This window comes from Rhodospirillales bacterium (genome assembly GCA_016712595.1).
Lineage (GTDB): Bacteria > Pseudomonadota > Alphaproteobacteria > Rhodospirillales > Defluviicoccaceae > Defluviicoccus.
Window position 1 is genome coordinate 1,272,340 of record JADJQT010000001.1, and the last position, 26,629, is coordinate 1,298,968.

At 68.3% G+C, this 26,629-nt stretch carries 28 protein-coding genes and 1 pseudogene; 22 read left to right on the forward strand and 7 right to left on the reverse strand.

The genetic code is table 11. The features are described from left to right. Positions 1–24 precede the first annotated feature (24 nt). A pseudogene (locus IPK66_05825) lies at positions 25–1,327 on the forward strand (site-specific DNA-methyltransferase). Further along, positions 1,324–1,590, forward strand: coding sequence for a hypothetical protein (locus IPK66_05830; protein MBK8174791.1), 267 nt, complete (start codon positions 1,324–1,326; stop codon positions 1,588–1,590). The pseudogene IPK66_05825 and the gene IPK66_05830 overlap by 4 nt, the downstream one beginning before the upstream one ends. A 3-nt stretch (positions 1,591–1,593) precedes the next feature. On the opposite strand, the gene IPK66_05835 is transcribed toward IPK66_05830, so the two are convergent. The 3 genes from IPK66_05835 to IPK66_05845 all read right to left on the reverse strand — a co-directional run bounded on the left by IPK66_05835 (position 1,594) and on the right by IPK66_05845 (position 3,108). Continuing rightward, positions 1,594–1,821 (reverse strand): hypothetical protein, encoded by a 228-nt coding sequence (locus IPK66_05835; protein MBK8174792.1) that lies wholly within the window; start codon positions 1,819–1,821, stop codon positions 1,594–1,596. A gap of 11 nt (positions 1,822–1,832) precedes the next feature. Next, a complete protein-coding gene (locus IPK66_05840; GenBank protein MBK8174793.1) occupies positions 1,833–2,378 on the reverse strand; it encodes a DUF3489 domain-containing protein in 546 nt (181 codons plus the stop codon). A gap of 364 nt (positions 2,379–2,742) precedes the next feature. Next, positions 2,743–3,108: a hypothetical protein gene (locus tag IPK66_05845; protein MBK8174794.1), complete on the reverse strand. Its 366-nt coding sequence runs from the start codon at positions 3,106–3,108 to the stop codon at positions 2,743–2,745. A 142-nt stretch (positions 3,109–3,250) separates the two neighbouring features. Between IPK66_05845 and IPK66_05850 the strand changes: the two genes are divergently transcribed. Genes IPK66_05850 through IPK66_05890 form a run of 9 tightly spaced genes read left to right on the forward strand, consistent with a single transcriptional unit; the run spans position 3,251 to position 11,232 of the window. Continuing rightward, the gene (locus IPK66_05850; GenBank protein MBK8174795.1) at positions 3,251–3,841 is read left to right on the forward strand and encodes a hypothetical protein; all 591 of its coding nucleotides are present in this window, start codon (positions 3,251–3,253) and stop codon (positions 3,839–3,841) included. Continuing rightward, entirely contained in the window at positions 3,789–5,801 is a 2,013-nt protein-coding gene (locus tag IPK66_05855; GenBank protein ID MBK8174796.1) for a phage terminase large subunit family protein, read from the forward strand. The genes IPK66_05850 and IPK66_05855 overlap by 53 nt, the downstream gene beginning before the upstream one ends. Positions 5,802–5,804: 3 nt before the next feature. After that, on the forward strand, positions 5,805–6,017 hold the full coding sequence (locus IPK66_05860) for a hypothetical protein (GenBank protein MBK8174797.1): 213 nt from the start codon (positions 5,805–5,807) through the stop codon (positions 6,015–6,017). Then, positions 6,017–7,486: a phage portal protein gene (locus IPK66_05865; protein MBK8174798.1), complete on the forward strand. Its 1,470-nt coding sequence runs from the start codon at positions 6,017–6,019 to the stop codon at positions 7,484–7,486. Before IPK66_05860 ends, IPK66_05865 begins: the two co-directional genes overlap by 1 nt. Positions 7,487–7,493: 7 nt before the next feature. Next, entirely contained in the window at positions 7,494–8,816 is a 1,323-nt protein-coding gene (locus IPK66_05870; GenBank protein MBK8174799.1) for a S49 family peptidase, read from the forward strand. Between the two features lie 14 nt (positions 8,817–8,830). Further along, positions 8,831–9,220: a head decoration protein gene (locus IPK66_05875; protein ID MBK8174800.1), complete on the forward strand. Its 390-nt coding sequence runs from the start codon at positions 8,831–8,833 to the stop codon at positions 9,218–9,220. Positions 9,221–9,251: 31 nt separating this feature from the next. Then, on the forward strand, positions 9,252–10,274 hold the full coding sequence (locus tag IPK66_05880; protein ID MBK8174801.1) for a major capsid protein: 1,023 nt from the start codon (positions 9,252–9,254) through the stop codon (positions 10,272–10,274). Then, a complete protein-coding gene (locus tag IPK66_05885) occupies positions 10,274–10,588 on the forward strand; it encodes a hypothetical protein (protein MBK8174802.1) in 315 nt (104 codons plus the stop codon). Before IPK66_05880 ends, IPK66_05885 begins: the two co-directional genes overlap by 1 nt. Continuing rightward, positions 10,585–11,232 carry a hypothetical protein gene (locus tag IPK66_05890; protein MBK8174803.1) on the forward strand — a complete coding sequence of 216 codons (648 nt, stop codon included), beginning with the start codon at positions 10,585–10,587 and terminating at the stop codon, positions 11,230–11,232. The genes IPK66_05885 and IPK66_05890 overlap by 4 nt, the downstream gene beginning before the upstream one ends. Here the strand turns inward: IPK66_05890 and IPK66_05895 are convergent. Beyond that, complete coding sequence (locus tag IPK66_05895; protein MBK8174804.1) at positions 11,229–11,768, reverse strand: hemerythrin domain-containing protein; 540 nt, start codon at positions 11,766–11,768, stop codon at positions 11,229–11,231. The two genes, IPK66_05890 and IPK66_05895, sit on opposite strands and share 4 nt — an antisense overlap. Before the next feature lie 130 nt (positions 11,769–11,898). On the opposite strand from IPK66_05895, the gene IPK66_05900 reads away from it, so the two are divergent. Continuing rightward, positions 11,899–12,333, forward strand: coding sequence for an acyl-CoA transferase (locus IPK66_05900; protein MBK8174805.1), 435 nt, complete (start codon positions 11,899–11,901; stop codon positions 12,331–12,333). A 25-nt stretch (positions 12,334–12,358) separates the two neighbouring features. Next, positions 12,359–13,639 (forward strand): hypothetical protein, encoded by a 1,281-nt coding sequence (locus tag IPK66_05905; GenBank protein ID MBK8174806.1) that lies wholly within the window; start codon positions 12,359–12,361, stop codon positions 13,637–13,639. Here the strand turns inward: IPK66_05905 and IPK66_05910 are convergent. Continuing rightward, complete coding sequence (locus tag IPK66_05910) at positions 13,630–13,857, reverse strand: DUF2061 domain-containing protein (protein ID MBK8174807.1); 228 nt, start codon at positions 13,855–13,857, stop codon at positions 13,630–13,632. The genes IPK66_05905 and IPK66_05910 overlap by 10 nt on opposite strands. Positions 13,858–14,014: 157 nt before the next feature. Here IPK66_05910 and IPK66_05915 point away from each other — a divergent pair, with 157 nt between their 5' ends. Both IPK66_05915 and IPK66_05920 read left to right on the forward strand, forming a co-directional pair. After that, complete coding sequence (locus tag IPK66_05915) at positions 14,015–14,431, forward strand: hypothetical protein (GenBank protein MBK8174808.1); 417 nt, start codon at positions 14,015–14,017, stop codon at positions 14,429–14,431. 310 nt (positions 14,432–14,741) lie between these two features. Continuing rightward, a complete protein-coding gene (locus IPK66_05920; GenBank protein ID MBK8174809.1) occupies positions 14,742–17,342 on the forward strand; it encodes a phage tail tape measure protein in 2,601 nt (866 codons plus the stop codon). 213 nt (positions 17,343–17,555) lie between these two features. Here IPK66_05920 and IPK66_05925 read toward each other — a convergent pair whose 3' ends face one another. Next, positions 17,556–17,972 carry a hypothetical protein gene (locus IPK66_05925; GenBank protein ID MBK8174810.1) on the reverse strand — a complete coding sequence of 139 codons (417 nt, stop codon included), beginning with the start codon at positions 17,970–17,972 and terminating at the stop codon, positions 17,556–17,558. Positions 17,973–18,228: 256 nt separating this feature from the next. Between IPK66_05925 and IPK66_05930 the strand changes: the two genes are divergently transcribed. The 3 genes from IPK66_05930 to IPK66_05940 all read left to right on the forward strand — a co-directional run bounded on the left by IPK66_05930 (position 18,229) and on the right by IPK66_05940 (position 19,492). After that, entirely contained in the window at positions 18,229–18,453 is a 225-nt protein-coding gene (locus tag IPK66_05930) for a hypothetical protein (protein MBK8174811.1), read from the forward strand. A 215-nt stretch (positions 18,454–18,668) separates the two neighbouring features. Next, positions 18,669–19,028, forward strand: coding sequence for a hypothetical protein (locus IPK66_05935; GenBank protein ID MBK8174812.1), 360 nt, complete (start codon positions 18,669–18,671; stop codon positions 19,026–19,028). Beyond that, positions 19,025–19,492, forward strand: a complete 468-nt coding sequence (locus IPK66_05940; protein ID MBK8174813.1) for a DUF1833 family protein — start codon at positions 19,025–19,027, stop codon at positions 19,490–19,492. The genes IPK66_05935 and IPK66_05940 overlap by 4 nt, the downstream gene beginning before the upstream one ends. Before the next feature lie 387 nt (positions 19,493–19,879). On the opposite strand, the gene IPK66_05945 is transcribed toward IPK66_05940, so the two are convergent. Next, the gene (locus tag IPK66_05945; protein ID MBK8174814.1) at positions 19,880–20,692 is read right to left on the reverse strand and encodes a cell wall hydrolase; all 813 of its coding nucleotides are present in this window, start codon (positions 20,690–20,692) and stop codon (positions 19,880–19,882) included. Between the two features lie 441 nt (positions 20,693–21,133). On the opposite strand from IPK66_05945, the gene IPK66_05950 reads away from it, so the two are divergent. The 4 genes from IPK66_05950 to IPK66_05965 are packed head-to-tail and all read left to right on the forward strand — an operon-like array spanning position 21,134 to position 26,544. Continuing rightward, positions 21,134–21,598: a hypothetical protein gene (locus IPK66_05950; GenBank protein MBK8174815.1), complete on the forward strand. Its 465-nt coding sequence runs from the start codon at positions 21,134–21,136 to the stop codon at positions 21,596–21,598. Beyond that, a complete protein-coding gene (locus IPK66_05955) occupies positions 21,588–25,295 on the forward strand; it encodes a hypothetical protein (GenBank protein ID MBK8174816.1) in 3,708 nt (1,235 codons plus the stop codon). Before IPK66_05950 ends, IPK66_05955 begins: the two co-directional genes overlap by 11 nt. Beyond that, complete coding sequence (locus IPK66_05960; GenBank protein MBK8174817.1) at positions 25,295–25,684, forward strand: hypothetical protein; 390 nt, start codon at positions 25,295–25,297, stop codon at positions 25,682–25,684. Before IPK66_05955 ends, IPK66_05960 begins: the two co-directional genes overlap by 1 nt. Then, the gene (locus IPK66_05965) at positions 25,681–26,544 is read left to right on the forward strand and encodes a hypothetical protein (protein MBK8174818.1); all 864 of its coding nucleotides are present in this window, start codon (positions 25,681–25,683) and stop codon (positions 26,542–26,544) included. The genes IPK66_05960 and IPK66_05965 overlap by 4 nt, the downstream gene beginning before the upstream one ends. Positions 26,545–26,629: the final 85 nt, after the last annotated feature.

A 26,629-nucleotide genomic window follows, 5' to 3' on the forward strand; every position in this document is an offset into this window, starting at 1 on the left:
GCATAGCAACAACGGTCGAAATACATGCTTCCCTTCCTGCCCGAGCAGATCGAGCAGTGGCCTGTCGCGCGCCTGAAGCCGTATGCGAAGAACGCGCGGACCCACTCCGAGGATCAGATCGCCAAAATCGCCGCCTCGCTGGTCGAGTACGGCTGGACGGCGCCGGTGATGGTGGCGGACGACGGCGAGATCGTCGCCGGTCACGGCCGGCTGCTGGCAGCGCAGCACCTGGGCTTGGGCGAGGTGCCGATCATCCGGTTGTCGCACCTGACGCGGGAGCAGGTCCGCGCCTACCGCATCGCCGACAATCGGCTGTCCGAGCTCTCCGGCTGGGATGACGAACTCCTCGCCGCCGAACTGCATGCGCTGAACGCCGCGGGCTTCGATCTCGATCTCACCGGTTTCGAAGGCGAGGACCTGGACCGGTTGCTGGCACCGCTCGACGAGGGCGATGGTCTTGCCGGCGAAGACGTCATACCCGAGCCGCCGGTGAACCCGGTGTCGCGGCCTGGCGATCTGTGGCTTCTGGGCGATCACCGGTTGCTGTGCGGCGACAGCACCAAGAGCGCGGACGTGATCGGGGTGATGAACGGCGAGAAGGCGATCTTGTTCGCAACGGATCCGCCGTATCTCGTCGACTACGACGGCACCAACCATCCGTCGAAGCAGGGCTGGCGCCGACAAGAACAAGGATTGGGGTGAGAGCTACGGCATCACCTGGGACGACTCCAGCCAAGGCCCGGAGCTGTACGAGGGCTTCATCAAGGCCGCCATCGAGCACGCGATCCTGCCCAACGCCGCCTGGTACTGCTGGCACGCCAGCCGACGGCAGGCGATGGTCGAAAGCGTGTGGGAGAAGTTCGGCGCCTTCGTCCACCAGCAGATTGTCTGGGCGAAAGATCGCGGCATCCTGACCCGGTCGCATTACCTCTGGCAGCATGAGCCTTGCTTCTTCGGCTGGCTGAAGGGCAACAAGCCGCCGCGGGTCTCAGAGGATTATCCGAGCACGGTGTGGAGCATTCCAACCATCAAGGTGGGCGAGAAGACCGAGCACCCGACGTCGAAACCGATCGAGGTATTTGCGCTGCCGATGCGCCAACACGTTAGGCCGGGCGAGGTCTGCTATGAGCCGTTCTCCGGCTCGGGCTCGCAGATCATCGCCGGCGAGACCACCGGGCGGCGCGTCTTCGCCATCGAGATCAGCCCACAGTACGTGGACGTGGCGGTGCGGCGCTGGCAGACAGCGACCAACAAACCAGCGATGCTGGACGGCGACGGCCGCACGTTCGACGCGGTCGCCGACGAGCGGCTGCCGAGGGCGGCATGAAGCAGTCGCGCCGGATGTCGCTGATCGAGGCGATCACCAATGTCGCCGTTGGCTACGGCCTCGCGGTGCTGACCCAGATCGTGGTTTTTCCGCTGTTCGGGCTGCAGGCGTCGCTCGGCGACAACCTGGCGCTGGGCGCGGTCTTCACCCTGATCTCCCTGGCACGATCGTACGCCTTACGGCGCCTGTTTGAAGCGATTCGAGCGCACGGCGCTGGAGCGATTGCCACCGGGCATGAGGCCCGGCGGCATCGCCCGTTCTGAAGGCTATTGCTGGGTTTCTGCGAGCAGCCGCCGCTTGAAGTCGTCGGGTGCCGCCATGCTGTCGGACACGGTCTTGCCGAAGCGCAGCGCTCCAGCCTTGCCGACGTAGAAGAACGATCCGTCCGGTCGCTGCAGCGTCACATACTTGCGGCTCCGACTCGGGACGATCGTGCCACGGCCAGTGGCAACCAGCGCGCCGACCAGCCGCTGCTGCAAGGTAGTCTTCGGCATCGCCGCCTCCGTCACTCGGTGATCCGATAGGTTCGTTCGCCGCCCTGCGGCTTATCCGAGGTGACGGCGAGGCCGTGGCGCTTCTTCAGCGCGGCGGCGAAGAACCCGCGGATGGTATGGGTTTGCCAGCCGGTGCTGTCGCCGATCTGCGCCAGTGTCGCTCCCTCCGGCCGCCGCAGCATCGCGATCACTTGCGACTCTTTGCTGCCCTGGCGCGGCGGACGCTGCCGGCGAGGTTCATCGCTCTGGCGCGGCCGGCGTGGCTGGCCTTCCGCCTGGGCGATGGCGGCGCGCAGGACGCGCAGGATGTCGTCGGGCCGGGTCTCGGCGGGCCGGTCGCGTTCTGCCCGCAGCCAGTGCTCGGCGGCCTGGCAGGCCTTGAGCAGTTTCTCTTTCAAGCCGACCCGCGGCTCGGTCGTCGTCTCCGGGTTGGCGGCCACGGTGGCCGTCGCGGCCCCCGGCGCACCTTCGGTCGCCTCGGTGACGTCGCTTGCGGCGTCGTCGCCGGTGCCGCCCGCGTCGCTCGCGGCCACCGCCAGCGGGCCGGCGTCGGGCATGATCGACGCTTCCGCCGGCTCTTCGGCGGCATTGTCCGGCTGCGGGGGCTCGTCGCGCAGCTGCGCGCGCCACTCGACGGCGCTCAGCCGGCCGCTGAGCAAGCCATCGGCGGCGTCGAAGACGTCCTCGGCGGAAAGGCCGATCTGCGCGGCGTTGCGCTCGATCGCCCTGATCGCGTTGCGCTTGGTGTTGGGGTTGCGGCGCTCGTTCTCCAGCGCGCTCAGGATCTGCGCCAGCTGGGCGAGGCTGAAGGGGTAGTCGATGGCCATCGGTGGCGTCCTTGCCTCGGCGCCACGGGCTGCGGCGCCTTCTACCACCGCGAGCCCCGACCGGCGGTCGGGGCTGAGAGAAGCGGGTGCTGCGTCAGTCGGCCAGTTCGGCCTCGATCTCGCAGTTCATCACCCAGCCCGTCAGGTAGGGCAGGTCGCGCGGGATGCCGTGCTCGCGCTCGGTTTGTTTGCCAATGCTCCAGCCCATCCAGCGCTCGACCGTCGCATCGATCGCAGCGGAAAGCCCGAGGCCGGCAAACAGGCCGTTGGCGACGTCGTCGGCGAAGTGACGACCGTGCCGGCTATCGAGGAAGTCGCGGACTGCTTCCGGCGCGCAGCCGGTCGCCTTGGCGATGGCGGCCATCGCCAGCGTCCAGGCTTCGCTCTGATCGGCATGGCTGCCGATCGTGCCCCAGAAGCCCCTGGCCTGGTAGTTGGTCGGCAGGATCGTCGTGGTCATCGTCTTCGCCTTGGTTGCTGGTTCATTCGCTCCTGATGCTCACATGAAGGCGTAAGCGGGCCCCAACATCCAGGGAAAAAGCGATCAGTATCAGCGTATTATCGGTCGCCCGCGGACCATCTCCTGACCGCCGGGAGGCGCGATGACCGGGCGAAGACCCGACTTTCGCGGCCGCGCCGGAATGAGCGAGCGCGATTACGCGGCGCACGCCGGCGTCTCGCGCGGCGCGGTGCAGAAGGCGCGCGCCTCGGGACGGCTGGTGCTGCACGCCGATGGCTCGATCGACGCCGCCGCATCGGATGCACGCCGGACGCAGGCGACCGACCCGTCGATGCAGCGCGGCGGGCAAGCCGCCTCTCTGCGCGCGGTGCCGGAAGCGGCGGTCGGCGCGGTGGCGGAGACGCTGCGCGAGCAGGGCCTTCCTGCTCCCGCCGCTGCCGGCGGCATGAGCTACCTGCAGGCGCGCACCGCCAACGAGGTGCTGAAAGCGCAGGAGCGGCGCATCCGGCTGCAGAAGCTGAAGGGCGAGGTGGTCGACCGGGCGCGCGCTACGGCACTGGTGTTCCGGCTGGCGCGGCAGGAGCGCGACGCCTGGGCCGGCTGGCCGGCGCGGGTGGCGGCAATGATGGCGGCAGATCTTGGCATCGGCGCGCACGCGATGCAGACGGTTCTGGAGACGCATGTCCGGCAGCACCTCGCAGAGCTGGCGGACCTCCGGACCGAGTTCCGGTGACAGCATCGACCTCGCGTTTGACGGCGGCGACGCGCTGCTGCGCGCCTGGTGCCATGGCCTCACCCCCGATCCGGACCTCACTGTGTCGACCTGGGCCGATCGCCACCGAATCCTCAGTCCACGTGGTGCCAACGAGGCGGGGCCGTGGCGGACCAGCCGTACACCGTATCTGCAGGAACTGATGGATGCGCTGAGCCCCCGGCATCCGGCGCAGCGGGTCGTGTTCATGAAAGGAAGCCAGCTCGGGGCCAGCGAGAGCGGCTGCAACTGGATCGGCTACGTGATCCATCACGCGCCCGGGCCGATGCTGGCGGTGCAGCCGACGGTCGAGCTGGCAAAGCGCTTCTCACAGCAGCGCGTCGATCCGCTGATCGAGGAAAGCCCGGCTCTGCGCGAGAAGGTGGCGCCGTCGCGCTCGCGCGATGCCGGCAACACCCAGCTGTCGAAGGAGTTCCCGGGCGGCATCCTGGTGATGACGGGAGCGAACAGTGCGGTCGGCCTGCGCTCGATGCCGGTGCGCTATCTGTTCCTCGACGAGGTCGACGCCTATCCGCCGTCCGCCGACGACGAGGGCGATCCGGTGGCGCTGGCGGAAGCGCGCACGCGCACCTTCTCCTGGCGGCGCAAGGTGTTCCTCGCCTCGACGCCGACGATCAAGGGGCTGTCGCGCATCGAACGGGAATTCGAGGCTTCGGATCAGCGGCGGTTCTTCGTACCGTGCCCGCACTGCGGCGACCACCAGCATCTCAGGTTCGAACGGCTGCGCTGGCAGCAGGGTCAGCCGGAGACGGCGGCCTACCTCTGCGAAGGCTGCGAGCAGCCGATCGCCGAGCATCACAAGACGCGTATGCTGGCCCAGGGCGAATGGCGGCCGACCGCGACGCCGGCCGATCCGCTCAGCATCGGCTATCACTTGTCGAGCCTCTACAGCCCAGTCGGCTGGTTGTCGTGGGAGCGGATCGCCCGCGAGTGGGAGGCGGCCCAGGGCTCCGACGAGGCCAAGCGCAGCTTCATCAACACCGTGCTCGGCGAGACCTGGGTGGAGACCGGCGAAGCACCCGACTGGCAGCGCCTCTACGAGCGGCGTGAGGACTTTGGCCGTGGCACGGTGCCGCCGGGCGGACTGTTCCTCACCGCCGGCGCCGACGTGCAAAAGGACCGGATCGAGGTGTCGGTCTGGGCGTGGGGCCGCGGCCTGGAGAGCTGGCTGGTCGATCACCTGGTGATCGAGGGCGGTTCCGGCGACGCCGCAACCTGGGCACAGGTGTCCGCCCTGCTCGGTGAGACCTGGCCGCACGTCTCGGGGGCTCGGCTCGGCCTGGCGCGCCTTGGCATCGACAGCGGCTACGAGGCGCCGGCCGTCTACGCCTGGGCACGCCGGCAGGGCTGGGGCCAGGTGCTGCCGCTCAAGGGCGTCGAGGGCTTCAACCGCTCGGCACCAGTGTCGGGACCGACGCACGTCGATGCCACCGAAGGCGGAGTGAAGATCAAGCGCGGCGCGCGGCTGTGGACGGTCGCCGTCGCCACCTTCAAGAGCGAGACCTACCGGTTCCTGCGGCTGGCGGCGCCGACCGAAGAGGACGCGGGCGAGCGACATCCCGGGGGCTACATCCACCTGCCGCGTGGCGTCGACGCGGAATGGGTCAAGCAGCTGGTCGCCGAGCAATTGGTGACGGTCAAGACCCGGCGCGGCTTCACCCGCCTCGAATGGCAGAAGCTGCGCGAACGCAACGAGGCGCTCGACTGCCGCGTCTATGCCCGCGCCGCCGCCTGGATCGCCGGCGCCGACCGCTGGCCGGAGCGCAAGTGGCGCGAGCTGGAGCTGCAGGTCGCCCCGGCGGCAGATGAGATTGAGGTGACGGAGGCTGCCGTCCGCCAGGATGACCTGCCGACCGCCGGCCGGCTGGCCGCGGCGCCGCGCCGCGGCCGCCGCGTGTTCCGTTCGAGCTATCTGAGCTGATCGATGACCCTGGAAGAGCTGAGCACGCAACGCGAGGCGCTGCTGGCGGCGCGCTACCGCGGCGTGCGCACCGTCGAGTACGACGGCAAGCGCATCACCTACGCCAGCGACGCCGAGATGGCGGCAGCACTCGCCGATCTAGAAAAACGCATTACTGCCGCGGAGACTGGCACACGCCGACGGCGCATCCTCACCTTGGCGACGAAGGGTCTCTGATGCCTGGCGTGTTCGCGCACTGGCGGCGTCGTGTCGGCGCCTTCATCGGCGGCTTCGAGGCGGGGCTCGGCAACCGCCGGCTGAAGGGCTTCCAGCCGAGCCGGGCGCATCTCAATACGCTCATTGCCGCCGCCGGTGCCGATATCACCGCCCGGGCCCGCTGGCTGATCCGCAACAACGGCTATGCCGCGAATGCGATCGAGAGCTGGGCCGGCAATGTCGTCGGTGCCGGCATTAAGCCATCCTCGCTGATCATCGATGCCGCGCTGAAGGCAGCGGTGCAGAAGCTGTGGCTGGAGTGGACCGACGATGCCGACGCCGACGGAGTGACCGACTTCTACGGCCTGCAGCGCCGCGCCGCCCGAGAGGTATTCATCGCCGGCGAGGTGTTCTTCCGCTTCCGCCCGCGCCGGGCGGAGGACGGACTGACCGTGCCGCTGCAGCTGCAGATGCTGCCCTCGGAGATGCTGCCGCTGTCCCGCAACGAGGTTGGCCCAAGCGGCACCGTCATTCGCCAGGGCATCGAGTTCGATCGCATCGGCCGGCGGATGGCGTACCACTTTCTCCGCCGGCACCCGGGCGACGTGACTGACCCTGGCCTGGTGGGCGAGACGGTGCGCATTCCCGCCCCCGAGATCGTCCACGTCATCGATCCGGTGGACGCGGGCCAGCTGCGGGGGGTCTCGAAGTTCGCGCCCGCCATCGTCAAGCTGTTCCTGCTCGACCAGTACGACGACGCCGAACTCGACCGCAAGAAGGTGGCGGCGATGCACGCGCTGTTCATCACCACCCCGGCGCCGGCCGAGCCGTTCGATGTGGCGGAGAGCACCGGCGAGGATGGCGAACGGACGATGGATCTGCAGCCGGGACAGATCGTCATGCTGGAGCCGGGCGAGCAGGTGCAGACCTCCGATCCGGCCGACTCCGGCCAGACCTACGAGCCGTTCCAGTACCGCACGCTGCTGCAGGTCTCGGCCGCTCTTGGCATCCCTTACGCGTACCTCTCCAACGACATGATCAAGGCCAACTACTCCAACGCCCGCCTGGCGCTGCTGGAGTTCCGCCGCCGCACTGAGGCCTACCAACATGCGGTGACGGTCTGGCAGCTGTGCCGGCAGGTGTGGGCTAGGTGGATGGACACTGCCGTGCTTGCCGGGGGGCTGACCATCCCCGGCTACGACGCGAACCGGCGCGGCTATCAGGCGTGCGCCTGGCTGCCGCCGAAGTGGGACTGGGTCGATCCGCTGAAGGACGCCAAGGCCGAGATCGAGCAGATCGCGGCTGGGCTGAAGAGCCGCACCCAGGCGCTGGCCGAGCGCGGCTACGACGCGGAGCAGGTCGACGCCGAGATCGCCGCCGACCAGGCGCGCGAGCGGGCGCTGGGGCTGAGCTTTGGTGCGCAGCCGGAAACGCCGGACCCCTCGTTCGCCGCTGCCGACGCTAGCGCCGAACCAATGACCACCGGCTGATCAGCGCATGAATCTCACATCTGATGCCGCCAGCCGGATCGTTGGCCGGCCCTGGGCGATCGCGCCCACACGCCTGGAGGCACTGGTCGCCAGCGCAACCGCACTTGGCAGCCGTAGCGATCTGCCGTCGTGGTTGGAGGCGACGCGCCCGCGGGACTACGCGGTGTCCGAAGGCGGCATCGCGATCCTGCCGGTGCTGGGGCCACTCGTTGCCCGCGGCGACTGGCTGACCGCGCTGCTCGGCGCCAGCGAATACGGCGCCGTCGCCGAGGCGCTGCGCAATGCCGCCGACGATCCGGCGGTGCGCGGCATCGTCCTCGAAGTCGACTCGCCCGGCGGCGAGGTCGGCGGCCTGTTCGATCTGGTTGAGACGGTCGGTTCCATCAAAGCGCAGTCCAGCAAACCGCTGTGGGCGGTCGCTTCCGAAGCGGCGCTGTCGGCGGCCTACGCCATCGCCTCTGTCGCCGACCGGCTCTACGTCACCCGGACCGGGGAGGTTGGCTCGGTCGGCGTCGTCGCCGTGCACCTCGACGAGAGCGCGGCCGACGCCATGGCCGGGCTGAAGTGGACGCTGATCCACGCCGGGGCCCACAAGACCGACGGCAATCCGCACGAGCCGCTGTCGCCGCGGGCAACCGCCGACATTCAGGCCGATGTCGATGCGCTGTACGACGCGCTGGTCGTGGTCGTCGCCGGCAACCGCGGCCTCGGTCCCGACGCGATCCGTGCGACGCAAGCCGCGATCTACCGCGGCGAGCGGGCGGTCAAGGCCGGTCTCGCCGATCGGGTGGGCACCGTCACCCAGGCTGTCGCCGATCTGAGGGCGGCGCTGGAGACGAAGCGCATCCGCGCCGGCCCGCCTGCGAACCCAACCACCGTTCGCCAATTCCCGTCACCCGCAAGGATCCGCACCATGAACAGCCCCGATCCTCTGATCGATCAACCCGGCGACGTCTCGCCGGAGGATGTCGTTTCGGATTTGCCCGAAGCGCCGCCCGACACGAGGCCGCCGGATCGCCCGTCACCGGCGCCCGTCCCGGATGCGCACGCAATCGCCGACAGGCTGCGTGGCGAGTTCTCGGAGATTGCGACGGTTGCCGCCCAGGCGGCGCGGCTCGGCCTTGACATCGATGCGGCCGATGCGATGCGCCGCGGCCTGAAGCCGGACGCGCTGCGCCGGACCATCCTGGAGAAGCTGGCGGCACGCTCGGAAGCCGCCGACGTGATCGCCAGCGCGCCGCAAGCCGCCACTGCCGGGGACAGTCCGATCATCAGGCGCGCCCGCGAGCGGGCCGCCACCGGCCGGTCCCCGGACTTGGTCCGGGGATAAGGGAGGTCTGATCCATGCCCGTTTTGACCCAGTCGCCGACGCTCGGCGACCTGCTGAAGTTCGAACTCAACGCCAGCTACTGCCGCGAGACGGTGACGCTGAAGGCCGGCACCAGCTATCCGCTGGGCGCGGTGCTGGGCAGGATCGCCGCGAGCGGCAAGTACCGCCTGTCGGCTGCGGCCGAGGTGGTCGGCGACGAAGGAGCGGAGACCGCCTCAGCCGTGCTGCTGGAGGCGGTCGATGCCAGTGGTGCCGACCAAACCGGCCTGATCGCCGCCCGCGGCCCGGTCATCCTCTCCAAGGCGGCGCTGGCGTACGATGCCTCGGTCGATCAGCCGGCAGAGAAGACGGCCAAGCACGTCCAGCTCGCCACCCTCGGCCTCGTCGTCCGCGAAACCGCCTGATCCGCACTCTGCGTCAAGGATTCCCCGCACCATGGTTACGATGATCAACCCGTTCGACGCGGGCGGCTACTCGCTCGCCGAGATGACGGAAGCCATCAACATCCTGCCCAACGTCTACAGCCGCCTCGGCCAGATGGGCCTGTTCCGCTTCGAGGGCGTCACCCAAAGGAGCGTCATCATCGAGCAGGCGGAAGGGGTGCTCAACCTGCTGCCCTCCGTCCCGCTCGGTGCGCCCGCCACCGTCGCCAACCGCGACCTGCGATCGATGCGCTCGTTCACCATCCCGTGGATTCCACACGACGACGCGATCACGCCGCAGGACATCCAGGGCGTGCGCGGCTTCGGGATGAGCGATGCCGCCGATCCGCTGGCGACGGTGATGGAGCGCAAGCTTACCAGGATGCGCGTCAAGCACGCCCAGACCCGCGAGTACATGGAGGTCAACGCGCTGCGCGGCATCGTCAAGGACGGCGCCGGCACCACCCTCTACAATTACTTCACCGAGTTCGGCCTCGCCCAGCAGTCGGTCGACTTCGTGCTCGGCACCGCCGGCACCCAGGTCCAGGCGAAGGTGCGCGAGGTGCTGCGCAAGATCGAGACCGAGCTGAAGGGCGAGACGATGAGCGGCGTGCTGGCGCTGGTCAGCCCGGAGTTCTTCGACAAGCTGATCGGCCACGCCAAGGTCGAGGAGGCCTACAAGTACTTCTCCTCGACCGGCGCCCAGCCGCTGCGCGAGGACACCCGCCGACGCTTCCCCTTCGCCGGCATCGTCTTCGAGGAGTACAACGCCACCGTCACCCTCGCCACCGGCTCGACCGAGACGCTGGTGCCGGCCGGCGAGGGCATCGCCTTTCCGCTCGGCACGCTCGATACCTTCGTCACCTACGGCGCGCCCGCCAACCTGATCGAGACGGTCAACACCATTGGCCTGCCGATGTACGCCCGGCAGCTGGCGCGTCCCGACGGCAGCGCCATCGAGGTGAAGACCGAGGCCTCGGTGCTGCCGGTCAACAAGCGGCCGCGCCTGGCGGTGAAGATCACCTCCAGCAACTGATGAACGTCTTCAAGGAAGCCATGGACGCACTGTTCGCCGATCCGAACCTCGGCATCGATACCGTCTACCGGGTCAGCGGCGCCGATCCCGCTGTCCCGGCGCGCGTCATTCTGCGCCGGCCGGATCGGGTGGGCACGTTGGGCGAGACGCGCATCGTCACCGAGACGCTGCTGATCGACGTTCGCGTCAGCGAGGTCGCCGCCCCGGCAGACGGCGACACTATCGAGGCGGGCCGCACGGTCTTTGTCATCCAAGGCGAGCCGATCCGCGACGCCGAACAGCTCGTTTGGACGGTGGAGGCGCGGCCGCAATGAGGCTGCAGGCGGCCATTCAGGGGGATCTGATTGCGTTGCTGAAGGCTGAACTGGGCGCCGCCGAGCGGGCGGTCACCGCCGGCGTTCGCGCGGCGACGGACGGCCTGAAGACCGAACTCCGCGGCCAGATCACCGGCGCCGGCCTCGGTTCACGGCTGGCCAACACCTGGCGGGGCGAGGTCTATCCGAAGGGCCAGCCGAGCATTGGCGCCGCCGGCTACATCTGGTCGAAGGCGCCGGGCTTGGTGCGGCTGTATGCGGAAGGTGGGATCATCCGCTCGCAACAGGGCCTGTTCCTCGCTATCCCGACACCCGCCGCCGGCCGGTTCGGCGATGGCCGGCAGAAGATCACGCCCGGTGCCTGGGAGCGGATCCACGGCATGCGGCTGCGGTTCGTCTATCGCCGGGGCAGCCCGAGCCTGCTCGTGGCCGACAACGTCCGGCTGACCGCCCGCGGTAGGGCGGTGGCTAACATCGGGCGCCGCAAGGGGGCGGCATATTCGCGGCTCTCGGGCCGCACCACCGTGCCGCTGTTCATCCTGGTGCCGCAGGTGACCGTGCGCAAGCGCCTCGACGTCGACGGTGCGGCACAGAAGTGGCTCACGGAATTGCCGCGGCTGGTGGCTCGACAGTGGCTACTTTAGCGTGGCATGCCGGAGCTGCTGGCGACGGCCGGCACCAGACGCGAAGACAGGTGCTGGGAAGCGAGGCGATGATCGGTCGCCGCGTCGAGTAAGCGGTCCAGTCGCTGCAGGATGATTGCCTCCTCTTTTTCCAGATGCCCGAGCATCTGCGAAAACAACTTCTGGGCAAGCGTACGGAACTCGCTCCAGCGGCCGTTGCTCGGGCCATGCTGCAGGATGTTGACGGTGACCGCCCGCAGACGCTGGGTCGTCGGCTCGATCTCGACGTGCTCTTCTTCGAGGAGATCAGCCACATCGGGATCGCCGTCGCCACGGATGAGCGGGAAGATGACGTTCTCCTCGAAGGCATGATGCGCCAGAACGCGATCGAGACTGCCGATCAGGCCATGCATCTCTTCGTGTTCCCGGTCGTCGTCGGGATTAAATGTTCGTTCTCCGGCTTGGCCCACAACCCGGTTTTGCAGATCGCAAATGCAAACTAGTATTCGGAAGTGCTCTTCGTGAAGCACTTGCCCCAACATCGTCAAGCCGCTCATTTTGATTTTGTCCGCCGCAGATTGTTTGTTGTTCATTTGTGGGCGCAGCGCGATGACTGCGACTTAGGCAGCGTAGACCTGCCCGTCCCCGAGTTGTCATGAAAGATCAACAGTGCAGGGATGCGCGTGAATGCCTTCGAGGAGGGAGCAAGTGCTTTTGGCGCTGTTCGGCCGGCTGAAGACAATCGCCGCCGCGAGCGTCCGCCGTAAGGAGGCGCTGCCACAAACGGTGCCGGCCGGTGGTCTCGTCATCCTTCGCGACGGCGATCCCGGCGAGCCGGACGTGACGCTCAACCCGCGCACCGAGTTTTACAGCCACCGTGCTGAGGTCGAGGCGTTTGTCACCCAGCCGGTCGGCGGCGGTGGAGAGACAGCGCTCGACGCTTTGCTCTCTGGGATCGGTACTGCGCTGGTCAGCGACCGCAGTCTCGGCGGCCTCGCCGAGAACCTGTTCTGGAGCGCGCCCGAGACGTCGATGCTGGCGATCGAGGGCGCGGCACCCGTCTTGACCGCGCGGCTCACCGTGACCATCGAGTACCTGGTTAGCGATCCGCTGGCCGCCTGACCTTTCCACAATCGGAGACCCGCCGATGCCCAAAGTCCGCGCCTACGGCGCCGACGCGACACTGCTCGCCGGCCGCGAAACCAGCTACGGCATTGCTCCGCTCACCGGCTATCGTTCTCTCGACTTCAAGTCGTGCGACCTCTCTGCCGAGCAGCCGCTCGGCGACGATCCGCTGCTCGGGCGCGGGCGCAACGCCCAGGACCCTTATCAGGGGCTGATCACCGACGAGGGCCGGGTCGAGATCCCGCTCGATCTGCGCGGCTCCGGCTTCTGGCTGACAGGGCTGTTCGGCGACCCGGCGACGGTGCAGACGAATGCGACGGGACACATCGCCTTTGCTGCGCAGCCCGCCGCCAACAGCACCATCACTTTCAACGGCGTCACCTGGACGTTCGTGATCGGCACCCCCTCTGGCAACCAGACGCAAATCGGCGCCAGCATCGATGCGACGTTGACGGCGCTCGCGAGCGATCTCAACGGCTCGGCCGATGTGCAGGTGGCCAAGTGCACCTACACCGCGAGCACGGCGGACGACCGGCTGGAGATCCAGTTCGACACCGCCGGCACCACCGGCAACAGCTTCACGCTGGCAGCCTCGGCCGACAGTAATGGCACCGTGTCGGCGTCGACGCTCACCGGCGGCGGCTATCGGCACGAGTGGCTGTCGGGCGGCGATGACATTCCGAGCTTCACCTTCGAGATCGGTCATCCGAAGCTCGTAACGCCGGTGTTCTTCCGCCACCTCGGCACGGTGATGGAGAGCCTTGCCTTCGAGATGGGCCGCGAGGGGCCGGCGAACGGCACCGTGCAGCTGGTCGCCCAAGGCGAAGAGAAGGTGGCAGCCACCCTCGACGCGACACCGGATGCCTTCGCGCTGAAGCGGTTCAGCCAAAGCCGCGGCTTCATCAAGCGCGGCGGCTCGCCACTCGCCGGCGTCACTGGTGGCAGTCTCACCTTCTCCAACAATCTAGAGCGGGTGCGGGTGATCCGCGACGACGGCAAAATCGAGGCCGCCGATCCGACGATCGCCACGTGCACCGGCGCGATGACGCTTCGCTTCGATGGCGCCACCCTCGTCGCCGAGGCGACCAACGGCGATCCGGTGTCGGTCGAGTACGGCTTCAGCACGGCGGAAGGCTGGTCACTGACGTTCGAGCTGTTCCGGGTGTTCCTGCCGAAGCCAAAGTACGCCATTTCCGGTCCCGGCGGCGTCGAGGCGAGCTTCGACTGGCGTGCCGCCTACGACGAGAGCAGCGGCACCATGCTGCGCGTGCACCTGCTCAACGACGTCGCCAGCTACGCCTGAGATCCGATCGGTAGCGCACAGACATGCGCCCGGCCGCTCTTGGCGGCGTTTCCACCCCAGCGCTCCCACGCCCTTTCATGGAAGTAATAGGCAACCGTGTTGCACAGCGGCTCGACCACTGCGACCAGGCTGCCCACGAGAATGCTACCGGTCAGCGCATAAGCGACCGTAAACGCGACCGTGAAGTGGACGCAGGCGAAGGTCAGTGTTTTCAGCATTAGTGGTAATCCTTGATGCCCGGCCGCCCGCAGCGGTTCGAGGGAATCGCCGCGCCAGACGACTCAGCTCAGATATACCGGCCGGCCAATCGATTCAAACGCAGACTTTCTGTTCTTGCGATCGATAAAGTCGATCGTAGTGTCGGGAGTACGTTCCATGATCCGTCTCGATCTCAAGCGGGAGCCGCACTGGCTCGACCTCGGCCATGGCGTGCGGCTGCACGTCCGGCCGTGCACGACGGCGCTGATGATGGCGGCCCGCGCCGAGGTGCAGCGGATCGCCGCACCGGTTCAGAATGAAGCGCAGGCTGCCGGCGAGCGAACCGCGGCGCTGGTCAAGGCATTGGCGCGGCTGTCGCTTCTCGACTGGGACGGCGTCGGCGATGCCGATGGTTTACCGGCGGCGCTGACGCACGAGAGTATCGACGCGCTGATGGACCTGTGGCCGATCGCCAGTGCCTTCGAGAGCGCGTATCTCGGCCCGGCATTGCTGCTGGATGCAGAAAAAAACGCACTCGGGCCCGCGCCGAATGGCACTTCGGCGGCGGGCCCGGATACTGCGCGAGCTGCGTAGCGCTGGACCGCCCCTGCGCCCGAGGTAAGCCCGGCGCCGACGGACATCGCTGCCCCTACACCGAGCATGAACCGCTGACTGATGCCGGCTGGCAGGCGTGGGACGTACTCACTCGCTGCTCGGGCCAGCTGCGCCTGGCGCCGAACGGAGCCGTTGTCATCGGCCTCGACCTGACGGCGGCGATGACGCTCGCAACGGCGCTCGGCTACGACGCCCGTTCTATCGCCGAGCTGCTGGCCGCCGCCGAGGCCGGACTGATCAAGGCGCTGAACGAGCGCCTCGCAAATCAGCAGGATTGAAAGTCTCCACCATGGCCGATCGTAATCTCGCCATCCGCCTCGCGGTGATCGACGGCGGCAAGGTGAAGGCGGAGCTGCGCGATGTCGGCGACAGCGGAGCGCGGGCGCTGCAGCGCATCGAAGAGGCGTCGCGGCCGGCGTCGCGCGCGCTGCAGGTCCTGGACGGCGTGGCCGGCGAACTGCGTGGTGGGCTGGAGGAGATGGCCAACCGCGCCGGCCCGCTCGGCGCCGGTCTGGCGCGCATTGGCCCGGCCGGGCTCGCTGCGGCCGCCGCCATCGGCGCCGTCACGCTTGGTCTCAAGGGCAGCCTGGAGGAGGCGGCGAAGGCCGATCAGTCGTATCGCCGGCTGGAGGCGGTGCTGAAGGCCGCGGGACATGCGTCCGGCCTCACTGCAGTCGAGATCGCCTCGTTCGCCGACGGCATCGAGCGCTCGACGCTGGCGACGGCGGAAGGTGTGCAGGATGCCGCCGCGGTGCTCGCCACCTTCCGATCGGTCTCCGGCGAGACCTTCACCCGCGCGCTGAGCCTGGCGCAGGACATGAGCGCGGTGTTCGGAGGGGATCTGTCAGGTGCCGCGACGCAGCTGGGCAAAGCGCTGGAGGATCCGATCGATGGCCTCACCGCGCTGCGGCGGGTCGGCATCTCATTCTCAGATACCCAGAAGGAGCTGATCCGCTCGCTGGTCGAGACTGGGCAGACGGCGGAAGCCCAGCGGGTGATTCTCGATGCTCTCGAACAGCAGGTGGGCGGCGCCGGCGCGGCCGAAGCCGGCGGCCTCACCGGTGCGACCAACCGGCTGCAGGACGCCTGGGGCAACCTGCTGGAGGCGATCGGCCGCACGCCGGCGGTGACCTCCCTCGCCCAAGGCGCGCTCGACCTGCTGTCGGGCGCGATCGAGGGGATCACGTCCTCGATCGAGGATGATCCGATCGGCCAGCGCATCGCCGCGGCAACGGCACGACTGGCCCAGGCCCGCGACGAGCTGGCCCGGCTGCAAGCAGGCGGACCGGCCACGCCGATGCTGGGCCAGCGCTTCGCCATCGACGAGCAGCGGCAACGGGTGGCGGCGCTGGAGCAGGAACTGGCGACGCTCACCCGCATCGGCGATGCCGAAGCCGAAGCGGCCAGACAGGAGCGCGCGCGAGCGCTGGCCGGGCAGCAGGCGGCCGAGGCCGAACGGCGCGCCGACGCACTCGCCGCCCAGCGCAGCCAGCTGGACAAGGCGCTCGACCAGCTGGCGACCGGTCCCGCCGAGCGGATCGCCCAGGTCAACCGCGAGCTCACCGAGACGAAGAAGCGCCTGGACGCGCTGCGCGCACCCGACGGCGGTAACGCGTCGGATGTGGATGCGGCGATCCAGGAGGCGGAAGAGATCGCGCGGCGCAGGATCGCGGCGATCAACCAGCCACTGGAAGAAGCGGCCAGGCGCGCCCGAGAGGCCGCCGAACGGCAATCGGCGGCCGAGCAGGCGGCAGCCGAACGCGCCTACCAGGCCAACGAGAAAATCGTCGACGATCTCGCCAAGCAGCTGGCGCTGTTCGGCGACGAGCGCCGGCAGTTCGTCGACCAGGCGCTATCGCGGCTGTCGGAACGCGCCACCGACGAGCAGTGGGTGCAGGTGGAGCGGCTGGCCAACGCCCTCTACGACGAGAAGCTCGCCCGCGAGCAGCTGGCCGACAGCCTGCGCACCGAGCAGCAGCTGCGCCAGCAGGGTGCACGGCTGACCGAGCAGATGCGCACGCCGGCGGAGGAACTGGCAGCGACGCTGCAGCAGCTCGATGCGCTGATGCGGGCCGGCGCCATCGACGCCGAGACGCATGGACGCGCCATCGCCGAGGCATACCGGGAGGCGGAGCAGGCGGCCGACCGCATGCTCGCCATTAGCCGCGATTGGCAGGACGGGGTGACGCGGGCGCTGCGCGACTATGCCGATCAGGCGATGGATGCGGCGAGCGCCGCCGAGCAGGTGACGACGCAGGCCTTCCAAGGGATGGAGGACGCGCTCGTCGGCTTCGTTACGACCGGCAAGCTCGACTTCGCCTCGCTCGTCGACTCGATGATCGCCGATCTGACCCGTCTGTCGATCCGCATGGCGGTTCTCGGACCGCTGGCGCAGGCCTTGAGCGGCGGGCTCGGCGGTCTGGTCTCCGGGCTGTTCGGTTCGTCGGCCCCGACCGCAGGCAGTGGTGAGCCCGGTGCGGCGCCGGGGCCCGGCACCGGCGGGCTCTATGCCGAGGGCGGCGTGTTCGCGCACGGCGCCGTCATTCCGTTCGCCCAGGGCGGCGTGGTCGACCGGCCGACCCTGTTCCCGATGGCGCACGGCACGGGCCTGATGGGCGAGGCCGGGCCGGAAGCGGTGCTGCCGCTGAAGCGGCTCTCCTCCGGAAGGCTCGGCGTCGAGGCGGCCGGTGGGCCGCAGGTGACCGTCAACGTCATCAACAACGCCGGTGCCAAGGTGACGACCGAGGAGCAGCGGGATCCCTCCGGCAACCTGAGTCTGAACGTCATCATCGACGCGGTCGAGGTGGCGATGGCGCAGCGAGCAACACGGTCCGGCAGCACGCTGAACCGCGCGCTCGCTGCCGCCGCGAATCCGATCCGTGCCAGATGACAGGAGCCAAGGAGTCAGATGCCAGGAACGAGCTTGCCGCCAATACTAGATCGTCCCCTGCCAGGTACTCCTCCTCCTGGGTCCTGATTCCTGACCTCTGACTCCTGACATGCCGCTGCTGGTATGGCGCGAATCTCCCCGCGCCAATCGAGTCAGAAATCTTCCTCCGCGAAATCCCCTTCGTGAGTCAGCCAGCAGAGCCTTTGGTATTATTCACTGATACGGGCTGCGTGTGATCATCGCCTTCTCGTCCGGCTTCGAGCACGTCACCAGCACCGAACCATCGCTAGTGACGAATCTCACCATGCGCAGGATTTCGCTGTCGACGATATTGATTGGTGCCTGGCCGACCTGATCGGCGGTTCGACGAATCAACAGCTGACAGTTCTCAAACGTCATGCTGATGGTTTTACTTTCAACACCCCCCGAGGGGTTGCGGGGTTGAGCGAGCTGCTGCTCGACAGACGTGTGCGGAACAACCGGATGCGCGGTTCTATCCCACTCCAGCCCCGCCGGCGCTGACGCGGCCGGCAACGACGGCGACTTCGACGGCTCGGACACGCTGATCAGCCACCAGACCCCTAGGCCCGTTGCGGCAATAGCTATGATTTTCTTCTGCGTCGTAGTCATCGCTTCTCCTCCTCACCATCTAGATTCCCGTCAAATCCAACAGTTGCTCGCCGAGCTGGTCATGCTCGGACTGTTCCGGGTTGCACGAACGCTTGGCTCGGGACTGGCGCACACGCCTGGTGATGACTCGCCTCCATGCCGGCGAGGATACGGGCCGGCGGTAAACGCGAGGTTACTCGCCTGGTAACGTCGTCTTAGGGGCCTTCGCGCGAACATCGAACGCTACGCGGATCATTCTTGCCGAGGTGTTCAAGGTTTGGAGAAGGTGGCAATTCGCGCTGGTCTTGCGGCAGGGCTGATCGTTGCTTTTGTCTCGACTGATTCCTTCGCCTGGTCTGGCAAGGTCGTCGCTGTGCAGGAGGGCGACGCGTCCACTGCAGTCGACCAAGCAAACATTCAGCACAAGATCCGTCTGGCGTCGATCTATGGGCCTGAGCTCGGGCAGCCCTTAGGCGAGACTGCGAAACAAGCCTCTCCGTGATCCCGTTTGGCAACACGGTCGAGGTGGCGATGGCGCAGCGCGCGGCGCGCCCCGGCAGCACGCTCAACCGCGCGCTCGCCGCCGCCGCCAACCCGATCCGTGCCAGATGACAGGAGCCAGGAACCAGGTGCCAGGAACGAGCTTGCCGCCAATATTCGGTCCGCCCATGCCAGGTAGTCCTCCTGGGTCCTGGTTCCTGACCTCTGGCTCCTGACATGCCCATTCCATCGTGGCCGGCATCGCTGCCGCAGCGGCCGCTGGCCGACGGCTTCGCCGAGACGCCGCCGAACCTGCTGGTGCGCAGCGCCACCGACATCGGACCGGCCAAGGCGCGACGGCGGGCAACGGCCGGGGTAACCAGGCTGAGGGCGGCGTTCCGGCTCAGCCCGTCGCAGCTCGCCACCTTTCGCAGCTTCTTCGCTTCCGACCTGCAGGGAGGTGCCTTGTCGTTCTCCTGGGTGCATCCGGTGACTGGCGCCTTGGGGTCCTTCCGCATCGTGCCGCCGCCCACGATTGAGCCGGTCGCTGCCGGCATCGCCTGGCGGGTCAGCCTCGACCTGGAACTGCTGCCGTGACCCTCACCGACGCCGCGACCCGCGAGCTCGCGGCGCAGGATTGTGCGACACCCTGGCTGGTGCTGCTGGAGATCAGCCACCCGCAACTGCCGGCGCCGCTGCGGCTCACTTCAGATGGTGTGGCAACCATCAGCAATGGTGCCAGCTACGAGCCGTTCCCGTTCGAGGTGACGCTGCCGGATGATGCCGAAGGCCGCGCGCCCAGAGCGCAGATCCGGATCGACAACACTAGCCAGGAGGTCGTCGCGCTGCTGCGCGGTTTGACGACGCCACCGTCGCTGATCATCCGCATCGTCCGCAGCACCGATCCCGACATCGTCGAGCGCGAATGGGCCGGGCTCGAATGGCGGGCGTCGACGTTCGACGTCGGCTTCGTCACCGGCACGCTCAGCGTCGACGACCTCGCCGCCGAGGAGTTCCCCTACGTCACCTTCGACGGGCGGTTCAAGGCGCTATGGCCGTGACAGATGTCAGTTTTCTGATGCCGGCGTCTCAGCTTGACCCTGAGCCGCCAAGGGGAGAGACCGATTATCCCACGTGTGGACGTCGTGACCGGTGCCCAGCGTCCGTCGCGACGCGTAGCCCGTATGGAACGGAGCGGCCTGCGGAAATCTCGCTGGCAGGCAAGCGCGTATTCCGCTTCTCGCTCCATGCGGCACGCTTGCTGCGCTCCGCCGCGCTGCCCGCGCGTCCGCGCGTCCGCGCGTCCGCGCCGGCGGGAAGTCGACACCGTTTCAAGTTAGGACGACCTGGGTCGGAAATGGCGTCGTCGGCAGGGCCGCCACCCCGGCGCGCCCCTGCTCCCTTGCCCGGTGCGCCGGTGGAATAAGGCCGCTCCGAGCTTGGTCCAACTACTGCGCATCCACTGCCGGGCTGGCCTCGCCATCGTCGCTGCCCGGCCAGGCTTCCGCGGCTGCCGCAAGCGGATAAGCATCCCCCGCCACAAGGTCGTGGGCGCCGTCGTCGGCGTACGAGCTCTCACCGGCGTACGCGCCTTCCCCCGCGTACGCGCCGTTCCCCGGGTCCGCGTAGGCGGTCTCGTAGGCGGCGGCCGTCGCCTCGTCGCGGCGGCTGTCGCGGGCGGAGGCGAGATTAGTCGCCGCTCGCCAGTCGTAAAAGCGGTGATCGCCGATCTCCGCGACCGGCGGCGTGCCGCCGAAGTCAACGAGATAAGACGAGACGGATCCCCGTGCCGCCCGGGCTGCGACGATTGCGGCGTTCTGGAAGAACAGGGCGCCGTTGGTGAGATCGGGAAGCCGGCCGGCGAGGATGAGATTGAGGATGGTATCGAACTGGATGCTCTGGCTGTAGTCGAGCGGCGGCAGGCGGCGCCAGCCGCCGACCCTGGTCGCCGGCTCAAACTGGTTGGGCGCGTCAATCACCGCCTGCACACTGCCCTGGAACAGCCCGGAGTTCACCCGGTTGAGGACGCAGAAGATGACTGCGGCGATTCCTTCCTCGCCCTGGTTGCCGGCTTCCGCGTAGGCGATTCGGCCCATCGCCTCCCGGTCTTCCACGCTCAGCCCGGAGGCCGCCGCCGCCGTGCCGGCAGAAGCCGAGGCGTACGCGCGCGCGCGGTCGGCGGCGTGGTCGTCCTGGATGCACCGGGCATTGGGGTCGGCGATCATTGAACAAAGAGGAAGATCCGAGCCCCCGACCGACATCCCTGCCGCGTGGGTCGGGTCGTGGGCGGAGGACCCACCGTCGCCGGGACTGGCGCAGCCGGAAAGGCCCAGCAGCAGGACGGCGGCGGCGATGCTGACGTACCCGATCGACCGCTCGATCACTTTCGCCTCTCCCCGCGCAGTTCGGATGCGAATGATTGCACCGCTCCGCGCCCGGCGCAAACATGTGCTTGCGTCGGCAGTGTGTCGGTATCGGACCTGCTTCCGATTATGCGGTCGCGATCCAGTGCTCCGTCCGGGCTGCGTGCCTCAGAGCGCGCCAAGGCAGACGCGGTCGCGTCCGGTTTTCGGTACCGCCGAACCATCGCTCTTGGCGAGAGTGACCGTACTCGACCTGAGACACTACTCAGATGACGGCTGTCAGACGATCGAGCGCAGACGTCACCTCTTGCCCTTGTAACATCTGACCACTGGCATCTGATGACCCAGCTACCTTCGTGGGTTGCCGGCTACGTCGGCATCCCGTTCCGCGATCTGGGCCGCGACCGGGCGGGGTGCGACTGCTGGGGGCTGGTGCGTCTGGTGATCGTTGAACAGGCCGGCGTCCAACTGCCTTCGCTGGCGACCTGCTACGCCAGCGAGGCCAATCCCGCCGGCGTGCGCGAAGCGGTCGAGACGGAACGCCGTTCCGGCGCATGGCGTCGGGTTAATGTTGGCGAGGAGGGGCCATTCGACGTCGTCGAGATGTCGGGCGCGGCGCGGGTTGCCGGCTCCGGCTGGGTGTTCGGCCCGCTGCACGTCGGCGTCGTCGTGACCTCCGGCTGGCTGCTGCATGTCGAGCGCGGCACCGCCGCCGTGCTCGCCCGCTATTGGGAGGATCAGGCCATCCGAAGGCGCGTCCTCGGGTTTTGGCGCTATAGGAGGCTGGCCGCCGATGCTGCTTGACAGCGCATCGCCTGCGTCGCCGCAGCCATCGGTGTACATGCCGCCCCTGCAGCCAACCTTCGTCGTCTCCTGCTGCCCGCACCCGTTCGAGCAGCGGCGCATCGACTACGCGGTGCCTCAGGGGTTGACCATCGCCGAGATCGTCGAGCTGATCCAGCCGGACCCGCTGCTGCGTGCGCACGGCGTCGCCTTCCTCGGCGAGCAGTTGATCGAGCGGGCCCACTGGCATCGCGTCCGGCCGAGGCCGGGCAAGTATCTCTCGATCCGGCTGCTGCCGGCAGGAGGCGGTGGCTGGCGGATCGCGGCGATGGTCGGCATCGCGATCATTGCGGTAGTCACTACGGCGCTCACCTACGGCGCCCTGGCGCCGGTGTGGGGAACGACCGCCGCCGCGATCGCCGGCGGCCTCGCCGGTGCCGCCGTGACTCTTGGCGGCACGCTGCTGGTCAACACCTTCCTGCCGCCGCCGGTGCCGGAGCTGTCGAAGGACAAGGGCACCGAGAGCCAGACGTATCAGATCCTCGGCGCGCGCAACCGCATCGACATCTGGGGCAAGGTGCCGTTCCTTTGCGGCCGCTTCCGGCTGACGCCGCCCTATGCCGCCTTACCCTACCGCGAGGTGGTGGGCTCCAATACCTACTGGCGGGCTATCTTCGCGGTCAGTCACGGACCGGTGCATGTCGAGTCCATGCGCATCGGCGAGACGCCGATCGGCAACTACGCCGAGGTCGAGTGGCAGATGCGCCGCGGCTACTGGACGATGCCGGACAAAAGCGGATGGGATCCGGCCGCGGGCGTCTTTCCGGCGAGCCCGAGCTTCGGCGATACCTGGACGGCAACCTCATCGGCGACGGTCAACGGGCTTGCGATCGTCGCCGGCCAGACCCTCACCTTCAACCGTCTTGCCGACCCCAGCAGCGCAGCGGCGTGGGATCTCGATCAGGGCAAGCCGTTCTCGCTCTATCCGTTGGACGTCTACGAGGACCCGCTGTCGGTGGCGCTGACCTATGCCGCCGGCGGCCAGGTGCGGACGACGCCGCCGGGGGCCGACGAGATCGCGATCGAGATCGCCTTCGAGCGGCTGGTCCACATCCAGAACCAGCCGGCCGGCAAGAAGTCGGACCAGTCGGTTACCTTCAAAATCGAGCAATCGCCGGCCGGCGAGAACCACTGGAGCACGGTGCTGGTGCGCACCGTCACCGGCCGGCAGCAGACGCCGCTCTACTGGGGGCACCGCTGGCGGCCGGCGGAGTATGGCATCGTCGACGCCAACCAGACCTTCGACGTGCGGATCACCCGGCTGTCCGGCGACACCGACGAGGAGCGGAACTTCTCCAAGTGCTTCTGGACGGCGCTGCGGACGATCACCGCCGGCGATCCGGTGCCGGTCCCCGGCATCACGCTGATCGCCGTGCGCATCCGCGCCACCGGCCAGCTGCAGGGGACGATCGACGAGTTCAACGTCACCGCGCGGACCATCGCCCGCGACTGGGATGCCAGCACCAACAGCTGGATCTGGCGGCCGACGTCATCGCCTGCGGCGCTGTTCCGGCACATCCTGCAGCACCCGAGCCGACGGAAGCCGGCGACCGACGCGCAGATCGACCTGGAGCGGCTGGCGTACTGGGACGGGGTGACGCGGCCGGCACGCCGAGAGTTCAACGGCGTGTTCGATGCCAAGACCTCGCTCTACGACGCGCTGGCCCGCATCGCCCGCCTCGGCCGGGCGATGGTCAGCTTGCGCGACCTGAAGTTCTCGGTGGTCATCGACGAGCCTCGAAGCGTGCCGGTGCGGATGTTCACGCCGCGCAACAGCTGGAACTACGAGGGCGAGATGACGCACGAGCCGGTACCGGACGGCTACCGGATCGGCTTCGTCAACGAGCAGGCCTCCTGGAAGACCGAGGAGGTGGTCGTCTACGACGATGGCTACTCTGCCACCAACGCCACGCTGATCGGTCGGGTGGAGATTGTCGGGCTCACCAGCCGCGACCAGGCGTGGAAGGAGGGCCGCTACCATCTGGCGCAGCAGCGGCTGCGGCGCGAGATCCACCGCATCAACTGCGACTTCGAGCAACTCGCCTGCGAGCGCGGCGACCTGGTGGCGCTGCAGCACGACGTCATCGCCACAGGCCTCACCTCGGCGCGCATTGCCGCAGTTAACGAGGATGCCTCAGGCAACATCACCGACGTCACGCTGGATGCGCCGGTGACGATGCAGACGAATAAGAGCTACGGCCTGCGTGTCCGCCGCGTCGCAGCCGGCATGATGCGCACCGACCTCTACCCGCTGCGCACCATCGCGGGATATTCACCGCGGCTGTGGTTCAGCAACCCGCCGGCGCTGATCGATGCACCCGCCACGGGCGATCTTTGCGCCTTCGGCGAGCTCGGCCGCGAGACGCTGCGCGTGCTCGTCCGCGACATCGAGCCCGGCGAGAACCTGTCGGCCAAGCTGACGCTGATCGCCGAGGCGCCGGGCGTGCATGTCGCCGAGCAGGGGCCAATTTCGCCCTACGATCCGGTGGTGACGCCGCCGCCTTCGGTGCCGGCGCCGGTGGTGCTCGACATCCGCTCCGACGAACGAGTGATGCTGGTGACGCCGTCGCGCACGCTGATCGAACGGATGGTCTTCCAGCTGCAGCCGATCGCGATCGAGGGGGCAACGATCCACGTGCTCTACCGGGTCTCCGGCACGCACGGCGCCTGGCAGGACGCGACGGTGCAGGAGGAGACGGCGACCGGCGTCGTCATCGCCGGCCCGCAGTCCGGCGAGACCTACGACTTCCGCCTGCAGTACACGCACCCGAACTACCTCGCCTCGCCGGCGACGCAGGTCAACAGCCACTATGTGACCGGCCGCCGGTCGCCACCCGCCGACCTGCAGAACCTCACGCTCGCCGTCGTTGGCGGAGGTGCTCTGCTGCGCTGGGACCTGGCGGCCGACCTGGATGTGCAGTTCGGCGGCTGGATCAGCTTCCGCCACTCGCCGGACATGGATGCGACGCTGTGGCCGAACTCGACGTCGCTGGCGCGCGCCGTCACCGGCGATCAGACGCACGTCTGGCTGCCGCTCAAGCCCGGCACCTACTTCGCCCGGGTCTACGACGCCGACGGCCGTCCGTCCGAGGGCGTCGCTTCCGTCTCGACCAAGCAGGCGAGCCTGCTGGCGTTCTCGCCGGTCGGCGCCGTCGAGGAGGACCCGTTGTTCGCTGGCGTGAAGACGAAGTGCACGGTGGTCGACGGCGGGCTGATGCTCGATGCCGAGGACTTCGACGCGGTGCCCGACGTCGACGCGCTGAGCAACTGGGACGACACCGGCGGCGTCGCCAGCAGCGGTCTCTACCAGTTCGCCGCCGGCATCGATGCCGGGTCGGTGCGGCGGCTGCGGCTGACCAGCCGGCTGAAGCTCGACGCGGTCAACCAATTCGCGTTCTGGGATGCCAAAATCGGCGCAATCGACGACTGGCCGGACGTCGACGGCACGCTCGGCGCCTCGGTCGATGCCAGCGTCTGGGGCCGGCTGACCGACGACGATCCGGCCGTGAGCCCAAGCTGGGGCACGCTGATGCGCATCGACTCCGCCGAGATCGACGCGCGCGCGATCGGTCAGCTGGAATGCCGGATGCGCTCCGATGACCGGCTGTTCAACCTGTGGATCACGCAGCTGCGCGTCGCTGCCGACGAGGTGCTTTGATGCCGGATATCGCCAAGCTCGATGAGGACGGCATGCTGATCGCCGTCGAGACCGTCACCGCCGACGCGCACCGGACCGATCCCCAGGCGGGTATGGTGGCTCTGCCGGACGGTCACGACATGCGCCAGCGGCTGAAGGGCTACCGCTGGGACTTCCGCCGCCATTGCTTCCTGCCGCTCACCACCGAGCCGATCGAGGTGGCCGAGCGCGATTCGCCCGAGCTGGTCGAGGCGCTGGTGCAGGCGGTCGAGCACCTCGAAGAGGCGCTCAACGTGCCGCTGCCGAAGCGCAGCAAGCGGGCGCTGCGGGCCTACCGGCGTATCGTCCCGCTACGCTCGGATGCCCACGACCCCCGGGTCGAAGAGCCCGGGGGCGGGGACGACGAATGAGCCAGTCTGCCGATCTCGGCGCGATCGCCAACCAGCTGGCGGCGCTCTATCGCGCCCGCGTCAACGCCAATATCCAGGCGCTGGCCACCCAACACTACGGCGCCACCGAGCCGCCGGTGATCTACCCGAACCTGCTCTGGTTCGACAGCGGCACCGGCTACGTCAAGCTGCGTGATCCGACCAACACCAGCTGGTGGACCGTCGGCACCATCGGCCCGCCGATGAAGTGGACCAACGTCAACATTCCACAGACGGCGTTCACCACCGGCGACGTCAAGCAGACGTTCAAGACCATCGCCGATCCCGGCTGGGTGATGATGAACGACGGCTCGATCGGCGACGGCAGCTCGGGGGCCACCACCCGCGCCAACCCCGATACCGAGGCGCTGTTCAGTCTGCTGTGGACCAACACCAGCGACGCCTGGTGCAAGCTCTACGCGGCGGGGAGCTGGACCGCCACCGGCCGCGGCGCCTCCGCTTCTGCCGACTGGGCGGCACATCGCCACATCCTGCTGCCGAAGGTGCTGGGCCGGGTGCTGGCGATCGCCGGCTGGGGTGCCGGGCTCTCCAACTTCGGCCTGGCGACCTGGCACGGCGCCGAGTACGTCGGGCTCGGCCTCAACAACCTGCCGCCGCACGCCCACAGCTTCGGCGTTCCCGCGCACACGCATACCGTTCCGGGGATGAGCGGTGGCGCCGCAGGTGCATCGGGTGGCGACCGCACCTATCCGACCTGGGGCGGCGGCGTGCAGACCGGCGCCGGCGGCGGTTTCTCCGGCAACACCGGCTCGGCCGGCGGCGGCGAGGCGCACTTCAACATCCAGCCGACCACCTACCTCAACGTGATGATCAAGCTATGACGAGTGTCGGCGGAAGTCCCTCGCTCCGCTCGGTGTACTTCCGCCGAGTTCGAAGGACAGCCCGCCCTTGGGGCGGCCCTGCGGG